The 16,323-nt window shown below is 65.2% G+C and carries 20 protein-coding genes and 1 pseudogene; 3 read left to right on the top strand and 18 right to left on the bottom strand.

Annotated elements, in window-relative coordinates; translation table 11 throughout:
- Positions 1-166: 166 nt before the first annotated feature.
- The 16 genes and pseudogenes from OHA77_RS17260 to OHA77_RS17185 form a co-directional block, all read right to left on the bottom strand.
- The gene (locus tag OHA77_RS17260) at positions 167-763 is read right to left on the bottom strand and encodes a hypothetical protein (protein WP_406319061.1); all 597 of its coding nucleotides are present in this window, start codon (positions 761-763) and stop codon (positions 167-169) included.
- A gap of 22 nt (positions 764-785) precedes the next feature.
- Positions 786-1,154: a hypothetical protein gene (locus OHA77_RS17255; RefSeq protein ID WP_406319060.1), complete on the bottom strand. Its 369-nt coding sequence runs from the start codon at positions 1,152-1,154 to the stop codon at positions 786-788.
- A gap of 14 nt (positions 1,155-1,168) precedes the next feature.
- On the bottom strand, positions 1,169-1,453 hold the full coding sequence (locus tag OHA77_RS17250) for a hypothetical protein (protein WP_326819624.1): 285 nt from the start codon (positions 1,451-1,453) through the stop codon (positions 1,169-1,171).
- A gap of 94 nt (positions 1,454-1,547) precedes the next feature.
- Positions 1,548-2,285, bottom strand: a complete 738-nt coding sequence (locus tag OHA77_RS17245; RefSeq protein WP_406319059.1) for a sulfotransferase family protein — start codon at positions 2,283-2,285, stop codon at positions 1,548-1,550.
- A gap of 60 nt (positions 2,286-2,345) precedes the next feature.
- Positions 2,346-3,509 (bottom strand): endonuclease/exonuclease/phosphatase family protein, encoded by a 1,164-nt coding sequence (locus tag OHA77_RS17240; RefSeq protein ID WP_406319058.1) that lies wholly within the window; start codon positions 3,507-3,509, stop codon positions 2,346-2,348.
- A 13-nt stretch (positions 3,510-3,522) separates the two neighbouring features.
- Positions 3,523-4,452, bottom strand: a complete 930-nt coding sequence (locus OHA77_RS17235; RefSeq protein WP_406319057.1) for a lysylphosphatidylglycerol synthase domain-containing protein — start codon at positions 4,450-4,452, stop codon at positions 3,523-3,525.
- A gap of 38 nt (positions 4,453-4,490) precedes the next feature.
- Complete coding sequence (locus OHA77_RS17230) at positions 4,491-5,666, bottom strand: glycosyltransferase family 4 protein (protein WP_406319056.1); 1,176 nt, start codon at positions 5,664-5,666, stop codon at positions 4,491-4,493.
- A 45-nt stretch (positions 5,667-5,711) separates the two neighbouring features.
- Positions 5,712-6,587: a UbiA prenyltransferase family protein gene (locus OHA77_RS17225; RefSeq protein WP_406319054.1), complete on the bottom strand. Its 876-nt coding sequence runs from the start codon at positions 6,585-6,587 to the stop codon at positions 5,712-5,714.
- 113 nt (positions 6,588-6,700) lie between these two features.
- Positions 6,701-7,741 (bottom strand): NAD-dependent epimerase/dehydratase family protein, encoded by a 1,041-nt coding sequence (locus OHA77_RS17220; protein ID WP_406319053.1) that lies wholly within the window; start codon positions 7,739-7,741, stop codon positions 6,701-6,703.
- On the bottom strand, positions 7,723-9,165 hold the full coding sequence (locus OHA77_RS17215; protein WP_406319052.1) for an aspartate aminotransferase family protein: 1,443 nt from the start codon (positions 9,163-9,165) through the stop codon (positions 7,723-7,725). Before OHA77_RS17215 ends, OHA77_RS17220 begins: the two co-directional genes overlap by 19 nt.
- A 223-nt stretch (positions 9,166-9,388) precedes the next feature.
- Positions 9,389-9,592, bottom strand: coding sequence for a hypothetical protein (locus OHA77_RS17210; RefSeq protein WP_326819632.1), 204 nt, complete (start codon positions 9,590-9,592; stop codon positions 9,389-9,391).
- A gap of 41 nt (positions 9,593-9,633) precedes the next feature.
- Entirely contained in the window at positions 9,634-10,170 is a 537-nt protein-coding gene (locus OHA77_RS17205) for a transposase (RefSeq protein ID WP_406319837.1), read from the bottom strand.
- Complete coding sequence (locus tag OHA77_RS17200; RefSeq protein WP_406319051.1) at positions 10,167-10,631, bottom strand: transposase; 465 nt, start codon at positions 10,629-10,631, stop codon at positions 10,167-10,169. Before OHA77_RS17200 ends, OHA77_RS17205 begins: the two co-directional genes overlap by 4 nt.
- Positions 10,632-10,990: 359 nt before the next feature.
- A complete protein-coding gene (locus OHA77_RS17195; RefSeq protein WP_406319050.1) occupies positions 10,991-11,293 on the bottom strand; it encodes a hypothetical protein in 303 nt (100 codons plus the stop codon).
- 26 nt (positions 11,294-11,319) lie between these two features.
- Entirely contained in the window at positions 11,320-11,880 is a 561-nt protein-coding gene (locus tag OHA77_RS17190; protein WP_406319049.1) for a transposase family protein, read from the bottom strand.
- A gap of 172 nt (positions 11,881-12,052) precedes the next feature.
- Positions 12,053-12,523 (bottom strand): annotated as a pseudogene (locus OHA77_RS17185) (ISAzo13-like element transposase-related protein); the annotation flags it as partial.
- A gap of 113 nt (positions 12,524-12,636) precedes the next feature.
- On the opposite strand from OHA77_RS17185, the gene OHA77_RS17180 reads away from it, so the two are divergent.
- Entirely contained in the window at positions 12,637-12,987 is a 351-nt protein-coding gene (locus OHA77_RS17180) for a winged helix-turn-helix transcriptional regulator (RefSeq protein ID WP_406319048.1), read from the top strand.
- A 106-nt stretch (positions 12,988-13,093) separates the two neighbouring features.
- On the opposite strand, the gene OHA77_RS17175 is transcribed toward OHA77_RS17180, so the two are convergent.
- Positions 13,094-14,350 carry an RNA polymerase sigma factor gene (locus OHA77_RS17175; protein WP_406319047.1) on the bottom strand — a complete coding sequence of 419 codons (1,257 nt, stop codon included), beginning with the start codon at positions 14,348-14,350 and terminating at the stop codon, positions 13,094-13,096.
- Between the two features lie 210 nt (positions 14,351-14,560).
- On the bottom strand, positions 14,561-14,935 hold the full coding sequence (locus OHA77_RS17170) for a YciI family protein (protein WP_326819637.1): 375 nt from the start codon (positions 14,933-14,935) through the stop codon (positions 14,561-14,563).
- 491 nt (positions 14,936-15,426) lie between these two features.
- On the opposite strand from OHA77_RS17170, the gene OHA77_RS17165 reads away from it, so the two are divergent.
- The gene (locus OHA77_RS17165) at positions 15,427-15,783 is read left to right on the top strand and encodes an ArsR/SmtB family transcription factor (RefSeq protein ID WP_406319046.1); all 357 of its coding nucleotides are present in this window, start codon (positions 15,427-15,429) and stop codon (positions 15,781-15,783) included.
- Entirely contained in the window at positions 15,764-16,261 is a 498-nt protein-coding gene (locus OHA77_RS17160) for an SRPBCC family protein (RefSeq protein ID WP_406319045.1), read from the top strand. The genes OHA77_RS17165 and OHA77_RS17160 overlap by 20 nt, the downstream gene beginning before the upstream one ends.
- The last annotated feature ends 62 nt before the right edge of the window (positions 16,262-16,323 follow it).

Here is a 16,323-nt window from a genome sequence, read left to right as displayed (position 1 = left end):
CAGGCTCGAGGCCGTACAGGGCGGCCTGGCCCGATCCGCCTGCATCTCGGAACGACTGGCCGTCGGGACCTCATCGGCCAGGTGGTGCGGATCTACGGCGGCCGGGCCGAGGCGGCCGGGATCGGGGGTTCCACCAAGGCCGGATAGTCAAGGTCTTTGAGGTGCTTCAACGTCGTCGGCGGGTCGTTGTTGGCGGTGTAGCGGGCGGGGCCGGTTTTGCGGATGAGTCCGGTGGCGGCCCAGCGGAAGAGTTGCCGGTACATGGTGTGCAAGGTGATGTCGCCGAGGTGACGGGCCAGGTCGCGGGCACGCCAGGTGCGGCCGGGGCGTTGCTGAAGCAGGCCAGGGCTGTGACGCTGCGGCGGTCGGCTGGTGAGCTGTAGCGGTCATCGCGGGAGGTTGTGGGCAGCGGGGGCTGGTCGGGTGGGGGTTCGATCACGGTGATGGCCAGATGGGTGACGGTGTGGCTGGTGTTGGATCCCCCGTCGGGGAATCGCTCGTTGTAGCGGGAGATCGGCGATTTGACCTTGCGGATGCTGACACGCGGGCGGCGGGGTGGGAGCAGATCGACCAGGGTCTGCGCTCCGATCACTCCGATGGTGGTGGTGTGGCTGATGATGCCGCTGGCGTGGATCACGTGGTCGCGGGCGGTTCGGAAGGCGATGGTGAAGGAGCAACGGTCGGGGTCGGTGCCTGGGCGTGATTCGGCGGCCTCGACCATGACGGTGCGCAGCAGTTCGTAGAGCGCCAGCAGCGCCCACATCTCCCGGTGGATGCCGGCTGGGTCACCTGAGCGCAGTACCCGCCCGCCGAGGATGGTTGGTGCGGCGCAGCGCGTGATAGGCCGACTTGTGCTCCCATCGCTGGTGACACTGGCCGACCAGGGCTGTGGCCGGGAACCGGCGGGCGTTGGTCAAGGTGGTGGCCAGCCGGTAGGCGCTGGTGAAGGTGGTGCCGTCGGCGTAGGTCACGCTGATCTGCGCGTCGATGACGCGCACGGCGACGGTTCCGATCATCGACAGGTAGGAGCCGTCGGCCAGGCGACATGAGATCAGGGTGCGTCGGTTGCTGCGTAGTCGGCCCAACACCTGGGCGCCGGTGCCGGTCACCGCGGCGAGGAAGTCGTTGCCGTTGAAGCCCTTGTCCCACAGCACCAGCGTGTCGCTGGTCAGTAGGTGCAGCAGGCGGTGGGCCTAGCTGGCCTCGCCTCGGCCGTGGGGCCGAACACCGCGCCGATCACCGCCCGTGTCCCGATCTCCATCAGCGTCATCAGCTCCAGCAGCGGATATCCGCCGTGGCCGACCGAAGCCAGCCACGCCCGGTTACGGTCGGTGTCTGGGACCTTGGTTGAACTGCAGCCGTCGAAGGAGACCGTCCGGTATCTGCCGAAACGAGCACCTGGCGTCCTGGGCTGCGCGAGCGGACCGGCCAGCACCCCGAACATGGTCTTCATCGGCCCAACGCCCACCCGTCGGCGCAAGTCACGCAAGGCGTTGCCGGTCGGGCACGCCACCGGGAGCTCCGGTAATCCCGTCAATGCTGTAGTACTAGGAGGGCGAGGCGGATTGTCCGATTTCACGCCCCGGCCAGGGCCTCGTCCGGCCCAGGAGCAGCGGTACGGTCCTTCCTCCGAAGCCGCCGCGGCTTCTGCTGTACTCCGCTGTGTCGTTCATCCGGGGGAACGGCTCAGCCGGCACCGGTACATCGAGAAATTCGCAGAGGGGCTCCCAGCCCGCGCGGACGTCGAGAACCAGTAACCGGCTGGGGGGTACGGTCTCCTGAATCTGAGCTGTGTGCTCCTGGAACAGCTCGATAGCGCGTTGCGGCTTCTGCTCGGCCACCAGTCGCTGGGCCTGCGCTTCGAGCGTCATCTGAAAGAGCCTGACCAATGGAGCGAGATCCGTACCGAACATCGACGACAGGAGGACGGCGGCCCTACCTGGTAGCGAATTGACGCGCCTGCGCCGTTTGAAGAGCGTCTTCTGCATGCTGTCCAGCCAGCGCTCGGGGTCGCGCACCGTGTGGACTACCTTTGCCTCCGGATAATTGTGGAAAATCTTCTGCCAGCAGACGGAGGCCGGTTCGCCGAGAAGTGATTCATAGCCGGTGAGGATGTCCCCCCAATGCGCCGAGTCATTTTTCATGATCCCAAGAAGCGGCCGGATCAACTCAGTTCTGCTAAATATCTCCCCCGCGCTGAAGCATGGTCCGAACCCAAGCCGTACCAGCGCAACCTCAAGGGAGGTTGTTCCCGTACGGCCGAGCCCGGTAGCTATGACTTGCATCGTGCCTGCTCCTTTCTCGTCGTGCGAGCGTCGATATCTCGTCGGCCGCTCTGGCCTTGGTCACGAGGGATGGGGAACGCTTATGCTGAACTGCTGGGCCAGATGGTCTGAGAAAGCCCCTCCGCCGGCGAGCTGATAGTTCGAGACGGCCACGTCGCCCTTGGTGTACAGCCAATCGAGGCGCCACAGCGGGGGCAACGAGTAGTCGCGGATAGGCCACGTGTGAGGTGGTGCCAGGGAACTCCCGGGCCAATGCGCCTCCGTACCGACTCCGAGGGGGTACAGCTCCATCCAGGGCGTGTTGAAATCACCTGCCAGCACCGCCGGGTTGGGATTGTCGGCAACGTCCGTCCGCAACCTGTGCAACTCCTTGAGCCGCCATTTCGCCTGTTCCTCGAGGAGCGGGAGGGTCTGCTTCGTGAAGACGCCGGAGAGATTTCCGCGAAAGGGGTTATCCCCCAGCCGGAAGGGCGTCGGCAGATGGACGTTGTAGAAGGAGACGATGCGCCCGTCAACCCGGATGTCGGTGCGCTGCGCCTTTGCTGCCTTCCAGAACCAATCCGAACCAGTATTGGGAAGTTGCTGATGGTGCGTTGCAACGATGGGCAGCCGAGAAATTGTGACAAATGTACTGTCAACGGACAGTTGGTAGCCCGGGAACTCTGCGCGCAGCCGAGCCGATTCGTCGATGCGAAATACGTGATTGTACGGCGCAGCCTCTTTCGCATAGAGGTATTCCTGCAAGAGATAAACATCGGCATTCTGTCGGCGCAGGAAGGCGTAGAAGGCGTCCTTGTCATCCCACATCTGCCAATATCCGGTGTTCCAAGAGAACACCTTGATCCCCCCGGGGACGCTTGTGGTGGTACCCGACCATCCGCGGCCATAGCCAGCCAGGTATCCCCCGATCGCCAGCAGGCAAACCAGGACAACCGAGAGCCAGCGGCGAACCGGGCGCGCGAACCACACGAATACGAGGAGCAGCAGCGGCACCACCACCGCCGCCATCGGCGGGGTGGCCTCAAAAATGGACCACACCCACCAGCGCCCGGCGAACAGGATGAGCAAGACGAGGTAAGTGATCCACGCTGCCGTGGCGGCTACGAGGAGTCGTGTTCCCTTACACCAGCGGCCGGCGGTCGGGATTTCTTGCGGATCCCCGGTGGTGTCTCCTTCGGTCGAGGACAAGGACGAATCACCTTCTTGCGCCTGCGCGTTTTCCATCGGAACGTGCGTCCTAACTAACCTGTCGATAGCGTGTCTGACGGTTTCTCGCTGTTCTGCCGCCCTTCACATAGCGAATTCCGGCCAGCAACCCCAAAACGCCCAGGGTCGCGGCCACGTGACCCAAGGTTGTGATGGCTCGACTCAACAACAACAGAGTGACCAGATCCGGACCACCGAGCAGAACGCCGAAGGTGAGGCTGAGCACGGCCTCACGTACCCCCAAGCCGGCAGGCGCGAACGACAACCCTCCGGCAACGGCGCTCAGCGCGAAGCCCCCAATGCCAAGCGTCATGGCAGACATCGCGGGCGCACCAAGGGCGATCCCGATGATCGCCGCATGCAGGCCTGTGCACCACCATCCAAGGACACTCAGGGCGATCACCGCCATTGACACCTTGCCGGTGGGAAGCGTGATTTCACGCTCGCCACGTCGTAATATCCGCTGGCCGAGGCCGATCAGTCGCCTTAGCAGCGGCGGCGCCAGCATGACCACACAGGCGCAGAGCAAAAGTGGCAATATCAGCCACCATTGAGGACTGTTCGACACCAGCTGCGGGAGGGCGAGCACCCCGACCGCGGTGCCGCCGATCGCTGTCATGATCATCATCACCAGGCCCGCACCGAGAAGCCTGGTTGCCGACACCCCAACCCGCCGTGCTAGCGCGGCTTGGGTAACAGTGGGCCACATCGCTCCGGGAAGATAGATCGTCGCTCCGGAGACGAAAAATAGCCATGCCGCATCGGAAATAGTAAGGCGACCACAGGTACGCGTTACCAGTAACCGCCATCCGAAGAATCCGGGAAAATTTCCTATTACGGTGAGCCCTCCCGCGAGAACCACGGCGCTCAAGCCCACGGAACTCAGACTGTCTTCAAGTTCATGTCGTACACGCCATACTTGCGAGCACAAAAAAATGGCGACGGCCAAATAGATGACCATCCTGAGAAGCTTGAGTGCACTCTTCGATGAACGCACCACTAGCGCACCATCGTAGTTTGACGACGCGAACCAATCAAGGAGGGACGATCCTGGAGGGGAATAAGCTGATTGAACAGCTCTTCGTAAGCCTTGAAGCAGTTTTCTTTGTCGTAGAGTTCCCGAGCCCTACGCCCTCCCTCTGCGCGCTCTTCAGGAGTCAGCGCTGCAAGTTCGGTGATCGCGCGGGCCAGCGCGTCCGGATCATGCATAGGAACCCGGCGGCCGAACCCCGTTTCCATAACGGGCGAACGCCCTCCAGGAAGGTCCGTGGTGACCGACGGGACGCCAACCATCATCGCTTCTGCCTGGACGATACCGAAGGACTCCCAAATAGACGGCAGAGCGAAGACGTCGATGGACGCATAGAAGTCGTCGATCTGGGCTCCTCTCAGCATGCCGAGCATCCGCACCCGATTGTCGTCGCCGATGCGTGGGCGAAGCCGATCTTCAATTCCGCCGCCAGCCACCTCGACCCAATCGCCACCGATCAGCAATCGAGCATTTGGATCACCAAGCAGCTGAAAAGCACGGATCAAATATTCGATCCCCTTTTCTTCTACAATGCGGCCAAGGAATCCGACATGTAGCCCAGGTCCATCACGGTAACTCGGCTCAGCACCCCGCCGATCAAGGCACGGTGGAGCGATCCCGCGCCAGTGTCTCCGCCTGATCATGGACCACAGTTTGGAGCCATGTGCCTGATCGGCGCTGTTCAGTACGATGGCGTCGGCAAGCCGCATGGCTAACCACGTGGAACGATCAACTGCGGACGTCGCAACCGAATTTACCATTCCTGATGGCAGCCATAGGTCGGTGTGGTGCGTTATCACCAACGGCCGATCTCGCACGCTCAGCGTGATCGGTGCCACTTCAAGCATCGGTACATGCAGGTTGACGATGGCTGACCGGCGAGCGACACGTCGAGCAAGTGGCACGAACTGTGGACTCACTGGCCCTCTTCCGATTCTGCAGCGGACGGGGCTGCGAAAGATCGAGACACCGGCTCGGAGCTCTCGAAGGGGCAGCGACTCGTCGTGCTGGACGGCCACCACCGCCACTCGACTCCCTCGCTTGGCCAATCCCTCAGCCAGCGTCTGGGCATATATCGTCAGTCCGCTGACGTATGGCGCGTAATAGTTGATGATTATCGCTATGTCGAACTCATTGACACTCATAACAGTCATCGGTTCCTAATTCAGGACGCGACGAAGGCGTGGGATTTACAGCAAGGTAGGATTGTGACGAAGCATGAATGGGATGCTGAGCGTAATCGCCCACAGCACACAGGCGCACAGCAGGGCGCGGTCACGAAGCAGGTTCCGTACCGGATCGCTGTTGTTTCGGTCCATAAGCTGGATCTGCAGGTACCGGAAGACGATGAAGAGCGCGAACGGGGCGGATAGCACCATCGCCGTCTGGCCGTAGTCGCGGCTCAACGGAGCGCCGGTCCCCAGATACATGAGACCGGAGATGAGGGCGAACACCGCTGTGACCTGCATCAGCCAGCTGGTCAGCTCCACCGTATAACCGTGCAGAGCCGGCCGGTGCGTGGCTCCTGCACCCAATAATTCCTGGCGTCGCTTGCCGATGAGAAACAGTACGGATATGGCGAACACCGTGACCAGTAGCCAGCCGGCGATAGGTCCGCCTATCGCCAGGTAGCCCTGGACGACCCGGAGTACGAAGCCCAGCCCCACCGTGCCCAGGTCCACGAGCGGAACGTGCTTGAGAACCAGGCTGTAGGCCATGTTGAGCCCCAGGTACACCAACACCGGCCAGCTCGGAAAGGGTGTGAAGGCCAACACTACGCCAAGCGAGGCGAGCAATCCGACGCAGTAGAGGTACCCCACCGATACCCGAACCCGGCCGGAGGCGATGGGGCGATGGCGCTTAACCTCATGGCGGCCGTCACGGTGCCGGTCGATGATGTCGTTGCCGACGTACACCGCGGCGGAGGCCAGCATGAACGCGGTCACAGCCCACACGATCCTGCCGACCGCTGTTACATTCCAGGGCGAAGCATCGATAAGCGCGAGCGGCACGAAGATCAGCGCCTTGACAGAGTGCAGCGGCCGCGCCAAGCGGACAAGATCCACGACCCCCTGCAGCCGACCGCCCGCGGCTTGTTCCGGCGGTGAGTCCGGGTGCTCCGAGTTTCTTGGCACACCGGTAGATCCCATGACATGCATGTCGCAACCTCCGGCTTGGCTCAGAAGAAGATCTTCGCGAGTGACAATGCTCCCTGCCCCCAGGCATCGCGGCTGGTCCGGCCTGCGCGCCCAGACGCCCCTTCCCTGCGCTGCTCTTGCCACCATTCGTAAGTGCGGAGGATCGCTTCTCGGTTGGACAGCCGGGGCCGGAAGCCGAGCCGGTCACGGGCCTTGTCGATGCTGACGTAGGAGTCGTCGAGCAATTTGTGGGCCAGGCGCCCGTACACAGGAGAGAGCCGCATCCGCTCCAGAATGCGGAGCGCACCCAGCGCCGGCCGAGCCGGGAGCGAGACCACCCGCTTGCCATGGCCGGCGGCGTCGAGCACCGCCTGGAAATTCTCCCGCACCGTGTCGAACTCCGCAGCGGCGATGTTGTACGTGTCATCCGCTACGTCAGCCGGAGCAGACAGGACGCCGACGACAGCGTCCACCAGATCCTCGATGGCCAGCATCTGGTTGCGTGTATTGCCATCGCCCAGAACAGGAAAGTTGCGTCCCTCGTCGGCCCACTCGAAGAGCATCGCAAACAGGCCCATCCGGCCGGGGCCGACGAAGGTCTTGGGACGCAGGATCGGAATGCACATTCCGTCCGCCCGGTATTTTTCTGCCGCCTCCTCCGCCGCGCTCTTGGCCCGGGTGTACGGATCAACCGGCTCGCGTGGATGATCCTCCGGGGTGGGCACCAGCTTGGGCAGCCCGTAGACGGCGGTCGACGATATGTGAACGACTCGCTCTACGCCAGCGCGGCGACCGGCCTCAAGCACACTGCGGGTGCCCTGGACGATCAAGTCATGGATCTGGGCAGCCGGGTAGGTCGGCAGTGCACCGGCGCAGTGTACGACGGCATCAGCCCCCGCCGTCGCCTTGGTCAACATCGCGGTGTCGCGGATGTCGCCGATCCGCTGTTGCCAGCCCTCCTCAGAGCCGGACGATGGACGCAGGTCCACGCCGAGAACGTCACGGCCCTCCCCGACGAAATGCCGGACCAATTCGCCGCCGAGCATTCCGGCGCTTCCTGTCACTACGATCCGCTCGGCCATCGTGGCGACACCTTCTCCCGTACGAACCGGGCGAGGAGCCGCGACAGGCCCTTGGCCAAGGTCTGGTCCAGTGCGTCCAGGACGTACTCGACATCCGCGGGCTCTGCCACCAAGGGGGGTGCCACGACGAGCGGGTTACGGCCGTTCAGGGTGTAATAGGCGTAGACGTCGTGATCATGATATAAGGCGTCGATGACCGCGCAGGTGATCAGCTTGACGCGGAAGTTCGGGTCGCGAGCCAGGCCGCTGGGGGCCAACTTGGCCACGAGATCGAGGATCTTCGGCCCACCGTCCAAGAAGACACCGTATAGCGCACCGGCGCCACGCACGTCGGCCACCGAATTGCTATGCTCTTTGCGGATCCGATCCAGACCTGGCGCAAGTATTTGCTCGATGGCTCTCGCCCGTTTCGGATAGTCGTCCTCTACAGCGATATTAATGGCCTCTATGGCGGTGACATTCTCCTCTCCGAACCCATAATAAGTCGTGCTCGTACTGAGCAGGAGGGAGTCGGTGAGATTGTCGTACGCCTTGCGAAATATCGACTCTCTTGCAATATATGCCGAGATCGAGGATTTACCACCGCCAAAAGATTTCGACGTCGTAAGAACGTCTGGGACGAGATCGGGATAACGCATGAAGTAGAACAGGCTCCCGGCCTTGCCCCATCCAGTGTAAATCTCGTCGAAAATCAGAATAATTTCTTCTTTGGTGCAGAGCTCTCGCAGCCCACGAAGGAACTCTTCTGAGCACAGCTGCATGGTTGACGCGCTGAACGGCTCGACAAGAATGGCATATACATCGCAGGCGCCGTCCTGGCGGCGGGCCCGAGCAACCGCATCCCTTACCGAGTCGAGGTCGTTGTATCGAAAACTTCCGATGCCGGGGATCGTGGGAAAGGCGAAATGCTTCTGTGCCCCGCCTGTGAGGCCGGAGGATCCGAGCAGCTTGCCATGAAAGCTGATGTCGGCGTGGAGGATTTGACCTCTTCTGCCCTCATGGTATTTATACGCCAACTTGACCGCGCCCTCGACGGCCTCGGCACCGGAGTTCGGGAAGAACGACATATTCAGATCGCCGGGCAGCAACTGGGCGAGGTTGTGGCTGAGCGCGGCGACGTAGGGAGAAAAATAGGTCTTGTGCACCTCCATGCGCTGTCGGTCGGCGAAGCGACGCCGAGCGGCCAGAATGCGTGGATGGTTGTGCCCGTGGTTGAGGACTCCGACCCCTCCCGTGACATCAAGAATACGGCGGCCGTCACGCGTCCAGATCCACGCGCCCTCGGCCCGTTCGACCAGTTCGCGACCGAAACCGAACGAGGTCATGAGGGATACCTGACTGCGGCTGACGTATCTCCGGTACAGGTCATGAACTTGGCTTGCAGTAAGGCGCTCACATTCGTCGATAGTGATCAGCTCAGACACGTGGATGTTTCCTTTCCCAGGCGCGAAGACCGCATTCTTGTCGGTAATCACTCACGGATGCGCGCCATTGATGGCGCGTCATGTCTGCTCCCTGACTGGTGTTGGTCTCCTCCCGTGCGTGGCGTTTCTAGGCTGACAGATGCGCCGTCCAATTCCCGCCCATTTTCCGCCCAAGGCGCAGGGCCCCGGCGTTGATTCGCTTTGTCGGTCTCTGCCCTGTTGATCAGATGCCGTAGACGGCGAAGGCGGCATCATGGTCGAGGAGATCGCGGCGGGCGTGGGCGATGTTGGCCCGACCGGCCAGCCGGATGGTGCTGATCGCCAGGTTCCGGAAGGCGGCCAGCGCTCTGGGCGCGGTGCCTGTCCTGAGCTGGGAGTTGTCTTCCCGGAAGGTGACGTCTCTGACCCAGTGGAGCCGGTTTTCCACTGTCCAGTGCGCTCTTTCGTACTGAGCGTGAAAGCTGGGGGTTATGCCGGTTCAGGGATCACTATCAGTCCGGTCTCGGAGATGAAGCCGTTCAGCAGGTCGGGCTGGTACTGCAGGGATTTGAGCCGGCTCTTGATCAGACCGGCGAGTTCGTCGATGCCGTGAACGGTGAAGTTGAACAGCTTGGTGCGTAGGTTGGACCACACGCCCTCGGCCGGGTTCAGTTCCGGGGCATACGCCGGGAATCGGTAGACCAGCAACCAGTCCTGGCGGGCGGCGATCCACGCGCGCATCTGGGCGCTGACGTGCTCGGGCAGGCTGTCCCATACCAGCGAGATCGGACCGCCCAGCTGAGTGTGTGCGGCCTGGAGCAGCGCTTGGAAGTCGGCCACCGTGAAGCCCTTCGGCTCGTGCCTGCGGTGGTGGTAGGTGCGGGTGCGGTAGATCAGCCGCGTCCGCATCCCCGGTTTAGCGCAGATCAGCGCGGCGATCGAGACCCGCCCATGGCCGCGGCAGGACACCTGCAACACCGGGGTGCGCCCCTTGGGAGCCCAGGTCCTGCCCTTGGGCGGTCTCAGGTTCTGGCCGGACTCGTCGGCGAAGACGAGCCAGGAGCCCCAGGCCGCCCGGGTGCTTTTAAAGCGGGCAGCACCCGTCGCCTCCAGCCGGCGAGTTCCTCCTCATCACGCCGGGCCGCCCGGTGCGCCGGCACTTGAAACGACCACCCCAGCCGCTCCATCAGGTAGGCCGCCCCGCGCGGGGTATAGCGGACGTGGAACCTCTCGGCGATCAGAGCGGCGATACGCGCGCTCGTCCAGCGCTGATCGTCCCACCCGTGCGCGATCGCGCCCTGGTCCAAGAGCGCCTCCAGCCGTGCCAGCTGCGCCTCGGTGAGTTTGCAGCCGGTCCCGGCCGCACCTTTGGAGGCCAGCGCGGCCTTGTCGCCCTTCAGCCAGGCCCGGTGCCACTCGCAGGCGGACTTGCGTGTCACGCCCAGCAGGTGGGCCACCCGCGGTGGTTTGATTCCTCCGCAGAACATGTCCGCCGCTCGAAGCCGCAGCGCTTCACGCCGCTCCCGCTCCGTGCCAGACAGTCCTCCGCTTCTGTCTGAGTACCTCATACCTCCAGGCTGTCACCTGGGCAAACAGTGCAGACAAGCACCCCGGACAGCCCGTGACGCCCAACTTTCTTCGTCAGTAGTGGTTGAGGTGGACCGGGCCGGCTGTTTCGGCGGGCAGGCTGGTAATACCGAACACGATCTCCTTGCTGGTCCATGCGCCGTCCAGATCGCCGACGTCGCGGCGGAGCCGGAAGACTTGCCGGGCGCCGGGGAAGAGACCGTCGTCGGTGGGGGCGGTGCGGATGGTCCGCCGTTCGATGCGGCCGTGCCCGTGATCGTCATCGATGGCGGTGGTTTTTCGTCCAGTCGGCGTCCGGGCCGGTCAGCAGGGCATGCGCGGCGGCGTGGGCCAGCGATTGGTTGCCTTTGAGGATGAGCACGTAGTGGCTGCCCAGGTGCTGGGTGATCAGGCGGGCGGTGGCCTTGGTGGTGTGCAGCGCATCCAAGGTCAAGACCATTGCGGCGACCTGTAGGTGGGGCAGTAGTGCGCGGGCCGCGGGCCCCTCGCCTTTCTTGCCGGCGACCTGGCACTGGTCCAGGATCACTCCGTGCTCGTGGCTGATCGCCGCGACCAGGAACACCCGCCCGCCGTCGCCGTTCGGGCGCCTCAGCAGGCTTTGCCGTCCAGCGCCGCGCCGGGCAGCAGCCCGTCCGGAGCCGGGTGGGTGAGCTGTCGCGAGGCTGCGCGGCGCTGTTCGCGTTCGGCAGGACCGGGGGTGTCGGGGATCTGCGGGACGGGGGCATCGTGGCGCAGGACGTCGGCCACGTAGCCGCTGATCGCGGTGTCCAGGGCGTCGGCGTCCAGGTCCGCCAGGACCCGGCGGAAGGTCCGTTCGCTGGGGGCGAGGTAGCGCCCGGTGAGGGGATCGCGATAGGCGCCCAGGTGTTGCAGGACGTCTTGGGAGGTCCGGGTGGCCCACTGCCAGATCGCGGCCACGCTGTCGCCGCCGATCACCAGGGTCGCACACGCCGTCAGCGTCAAGATGACCGCCAGCCGGTGGCGCCGCCCGCAGGTCGAGCGCCGGTCCGGTACCGCTGCCAGCCGACCCATCAGCGTCGATTCCACAGCGATCGGGTCGGCCGTCAGTTCCGCTTCCCACAATGCCAGGTCGGCGAGCTGGTCAAGAGGCGAGCGAAGATGGGGGCTGGTGGGGGAGGATGTGGGCACGAGCGCGACTCCTGTGACGATCTTTGGATTTCAACACCCGAAAGATCACCACGAGTCGCGCTCTTTCACGTTCTACCTGGCCAAACACTCATCGCCGCCATACCGCATCAGAACCCAGGAACGCCGGGGCCCTGGGAGCTGCCGATCAATAACTCCTCGATCTTGGTGAGGATTACGGGAGCGTGAGGTCGTGTCCGGCGATCGCGGCGAGTTGTTGTGCCGTGGTCACGGTGAGGGCGCCGGCCGGGACCGTGTGCCCGAGCGCGGTGAGCACGGGGGTGACTTCCTGGAGGGTCGCGCCGATTCTGCTCTTGGCCAGGTCGGTCGCTTTGGCGAGAGCGGTATTCGTCATGGACCAGCGCTTCTTGAGGAGAAAGACGACGAACTGGTCGGCGACGGGGAAGCGCCCGAACTCACTGCTGGGCGGGGGTGGTTCAGGAGCGAGGGGTTCGGGACGCAGGGTGTAGTTCTACGTGCCGTGCCACTCGTGCAGCGTGAGGGGCAGGCGGTCCATGACGGCGTCGGGGACGGTGACACCGGTGGGGTAAGCGCCGGGGTCGAGCTCGGCATGGATGGACAGCCCGCTGCGTGTCGTGGTCGCTCCGATGGTACTGACGACGACTCCGACGTTAGGGATCGTCCGGACCGAGCTGGAAGTACGCACTAAAAAGTGCCCTAGGCACGCGAAGGGATGCTGTGACCACCCAGACGAGCGCTCAGCGTCGTGAACGAGTCCGAACCCTCCACCAAGCCGCGGTGGCCCGCTGCCCGACCCATCGGGTTCTGGACCGTCTGGGCGACAAGTGGGTGAGCCTTCTCCTCAAAGAGCTGGGGGAGGGGCCGAAACGACACAGTGACCTGGCGCACGCCCTCGCCGGGGCGAGCCAGAAGATGCTCACCCAGACGCTGCGGGGTCTGGAGAGGGACGGTTTCGTCTCACGATTTGTCACACCGTCCGTCCCGGTCCGGGTCGACTACGCCCTCACCCCGCTCGGAGAGCGCCTGCTGCCCGTCATACACGCGATGACGTTGTGGGCGGAGCGGCACATCGAGGAGATCGACGCCGCGCAGCAGGCCTACGACCTGCTGGAGAACAGCGCTCCTTGAGATGGCGGCAGCATGCCCCGTGCCGGGTGAAAGGGTTCGCCGTGCGTCACCGCGCACCGCACCGCACCGCGCCGACCGTCGGCGGATCGTGGCCGGCCGCAGGCCGTCAGCCGCCGCCGGCCGCCCGGCCGAGGAAGAGGGCCCGTTCGCGCTCGTTGCGGGTAAGTTCGGCCGCCCGGCCGAACTCCTCGCGCGCCTCACCGTGGCGGCCCAGCTTCGCGAGCAGATCGCCCCGTACGGCGGGCAGTTGCGGATAGCCACCGAGCGCCCGCTCCGTCACCAGCCGGTCCACGATCTCCAGGCCCCGCGCCGGGCCGTACGCCATGCCCACCGCGACGGCGCGGTTCAACTCCACGACGGGGGAGGGGGCGACGTGGGCGAGCACCCGGTAGAGGGCGGCCATCCGTTCCCAGTCGGTGTCCCCGGCGGACGGCGCGCGGACGTGGCAGGCGGCGATCGCGGCCTGCAGGCCGTACGGGCCCAGTGTGCCGAGCGCCTCGGCCCGCCCGAGCGCGTCCAGCCCACGGCGGATGAGCAGCCGGTCCCACAGGCCGCGGTCCTGGTCGAGGAGCAGGACGGCCTTGCCGTCCGGGCCCGTCCTCGCACGGGTACGGGACGCCTGGATCTCCATCAGGGCGACGAGGCCGTGCACCTCGGCCTCCCCCGGCATGAGGGCCGCCAGGATCCGGCCCAGGCGCAGCGCCTCCTCGCAGAGGGACGGGCGCATCCAGTCGTCGCCGGCGGTCGCCGAGTAGCCCTCGTTGAAGATGAGGTAGACGACCTCCAGGACCGATGAGAGCCGGTCGCCCAGCTCGGCCGGCGCGGGCATCTCGATCCGCACCCGCTTCTCGGCGAGGGTGCGCTTGGCCCGGAAGATCCGCTGCCCGACGGTCGGTTCGGGCACCAGGAAGGCGCGCGCGATCTCCTCCGTCGTCAGGCCGCCGAGCAGGCGGAGGGTGAGCGCCAGGCGCCCCTCGGTGGACAGCACAGGGTGGCAGGCGGTGAAGAGAAGGCGCAGCAGGTCGTCACCGATGTGGTCGTCGAGGGCGTCGTCCAGCTCGGCCTCGGCCGACTCCTGGCGGATCTCCATGTCCCGGCCGACCTCTTCGAGCTTCTGCTCGTAGCGGCTCCTGCGGCGCAGCAGGTCGATCGCCCGGTGCTTGGCGGTGAGCATGAGCCAGCCGCCTGGATTGTCCGGCACGCCCGACGTCGGCCACTGCTCCAGTGCGATGACCAGGGCATCCTGCGCCAGCTCCTCGGCCAGCCCGACATCATGCACCATCCGGGCAAGTCCCGCGATCACCCGGGCGGACTCGATCCGCCAGACCGCCTCGACCACCCGATGAGGATCACCAACCGTCATGACCACCGATCCAAGCACTCCGTCCCCGTCCGCGACACCCCGGTCCGTCCCCGGGAGGCCGGAGCAGGACGCGCGTGCGTCTCGGGAGGGCCGGAGCAGGACGCGCGTGCGCCCCGGGGAGGCCGGAGCAGGACGCGCGGATGCCCCGGCCGGGAGTCTCCTGTCGGAGTCCCGGCCGGGGCGCTGCCGTAGGTCACGGCCGGTGGCGGGTCACGCGGGAGCGGCGAAGTCCTCGGGGCCGAAGACACGGAGGATGTCGGCCTCGCCCTCCCAGCCCTCCCAGTGATCGCGGTGGACCTTCAGGAAACGGGAGGTCCACTCGGTGGCCTCCTCCTTCGACCGGACCTGGAAGAGGGAGTAGCTGACCAGCTCCTTCGCCTCGGCGAACGGGCCGTCGGTGACGCTCAGCTTCCCGCCGACGAGCTCGACCCGTGCGCCCTGGGCACTCGGAGCCAGCCCGGCGGTGTCGAGCAGGGCACCGGCTCCGGTGGCCTCCTCCCCGAGCTTGGCGATGGCCTGCATCAGCTCGGCGGGCGGCGGGGTGGCGGGCTGGCTGGTGACCTTGAGGATGATCATGTATCGCATCGCTGTCTCCTTGGTTTCTTTTCCTGGACGACGGTGTGGCCGGGTAGGTCTACGCGTGCCGGGGCGCGGGGCGCCGGCAGGGGTGGAGCGGGTCGGGGGCCGGCTCTCGGGTTCCTCCCGGCCCTTCACCTACGCATCGAACGGGACCGCCCCGATTCGACAGTCCGGCGGAATCTTTTTCAAGATTCTTTTGGTGGTGCGTTCTCACAGGTCAACGCCGGTTGGAGTGCTCGCCCACGGTACGGGTGTTCCGCTCACGGGTCGCGTCGGGGCGAGCGGGCTTCGCGCCCAAGGGTTGCCGCGCGAGCGCCGGCTCACCGGTCGCACCCATGCGCCGCGCGGCGGGACCGGAGAGGTGCCGGCGGCGGACGAGCACGTGTTCCCCACCGACTCCCATTCGGCGCGGGATCCGGCTCCGATGTTCTTCGGACCTCCGACCGGAGCCGGCCGGTGGGGCTTGACGTATTCCCATATAGGAATACGATTGACCCATGGCAAGAGCGGCTACCACAACGGACGCGTTCAACGCGGTGGCCGAGCCCCGGCGGCGGCAGATCCTGGACGTCCTCGCCGACGGGGAACGGTCCGTGAACGACCTCGTCATGCTGCTCGGCCTGGCGCAGCCACTGGTGTCCAAACACCTGCGGGTGCTGAGGGAGGTGGGGCTGGTGGAGGTGCGAGACGAAGGGCGGCAGCGCATGTACCGGCTCAACGGTCACTCCCTCAAGCCCATCTACGACTGGGTGAAGAACTACGAGCAGTCGTGGTCGCAGCGCTTCGAACGGCTGGATGTCGTGCTGGAGGAACTCAAGGAAAGGGAGGATGGAGATGACGGCGGTAACGAGTAGCGGTACGGCTGTGGTGACGCTCCCGACGGACACACAGATCCTGATCACGCGGGAGTTCGCCGCGCCCAGGCACCTGGTCTACCGGGCGTGGACCACGCCCGAGCTCATCAAGCGCTGGTGGAGCGGCGGCAAGGGCGAGGTCGTCAGCGCCGAAGTCGATCTGCGGGTCGGTGGCACCTGGCGCTACGTGATGGCGGCGGACGGCGGATTCGAGGTCGGCTTCCACGGTGAATACCAGGAGATCGTCCCGAACGAGCTCATCGTCTGCACCGAGGTCTACGAGGGCGTTCCGGAAGGGGAAGGTGAAGCGGCGGTGTGCACGCACACGTTCACCGAGAAAGACGGGCGCACCACCCTCACCCTGCTCACCCAACTCTCGAGCAGGGAGGACCGTGACGCGATCATCAGCTCCGGCATGGAGACCGGCATGCAGGAAGGGTGGGACCTCCTCGAGCGGATCGCGGTCTCGCTCCGCTGAGCGCGCTCGTGCCTGACCACCCGTCAGGGCACGCCGACGGCCCCGGGGCGGATGACGCCCCG

Source organism: Streptosporangium sp. NBC_01639 (assembly GCF_045209755.1).
GTDB lineage: Bacteria > Actinomycetota > Actinomycetes > Streptosporangiales > Streptosporangiaceae > Streptosporangium.
Note: the sequence above shows the minus strand (reverse complement) of the source record. Positions and strands in the feature narration are given on the sequence as shown.

Excerpts from the sequence above, each read along its gene's own strand:
- OHA77_RS17230 (WP_406319056.1), bottom strand. The coding sequence starts at position 5,666 with ATGAGTGTCAATGAGTTCGACATAGCGATAATCATCAACTATTACGCG.
- OHA77_RS17175 (WP_406319047.1), bottom strand. The coding sequence starts at position 14,350 with ATGACGGTTGGTGATCCTCATCGGGTGGTCGAGGCGGTCTGGCGGATC.
- OHA77_RS17170 (WP_326819637.1), bottom strand. The coding sequence starts at position 14,935 with ATGCGATACATGATCATCCTCAAGGTCACCAGCCAGCCCGCCACCCCG.
- OHA77_RS17250 (WP_326819624.1), bottom strand. The coding sequence starts at position 1,453 with ATGAAGACCATGTTCGGGGTGCTGGCCGGTCCGCTCGCGCAGCCCAGG.
- OHA77_RS17245 (WP_406319059.1), bottom strand. The coding sequence starts at position 2,285 with ATGCAAGTCATAGCTACCGGGCTCGGCCGTACGGGAACAACCTCCCTT.
- OHA77_RS17165 (WP_406319046.1), top strand. The coding sequence starts at position 15,427 with ATGGCAAGAGCGGCTACCACAACGGACGCGTTCAACGCGGTGGCCGAG.
- OHA77_RS17220 (WP_406319053.1), bottom strand. The coding sequence starts at position 7,741 with ATGGCCGAGCGGATCGTAGTGACAGGAAGCGCCGGAATGCTCGGCGGC.
- OHA77_RS17160 (WP_406319045.1), top strand. The coding sequence starts at position 15,764 with ATGACGGCGGTAACGAGTAGCGGTACGGCTGTGGTGACGCTCCCGACG.
- OHA77_RS17240 (WP_406319058.1), bottom strand. The coding sequence starts at position 3,509 with ATGGAAAACGCGCAGGCGCAAGAAGGTGATTCGTCCTTGTCCTCGACC.
- OHA77_RS17235 (WP_406319057.1), bottom strand. The coding sequence starts at position 4,452 with ATGGTCATCTATTTGGCCGTCGCCATTTTTTTGTGCTCGCAAGTATGG.
- OHA77_RS17260 (WP_406319061.1), bottom strand. The coding sequence starts at position 763 with ATGTGGGCGCTGCTGGCGCTCTACGAACTGCTGCGCACCGTCATGGTC.
- OHA77_RS17200 (WP_406319051.1), bottom strand. The coding sequence starts at position 10,631 with ATGTTCTGCGGAGGAATCAAACCACCGCGGGTGGCCCACCTGCTGGGC.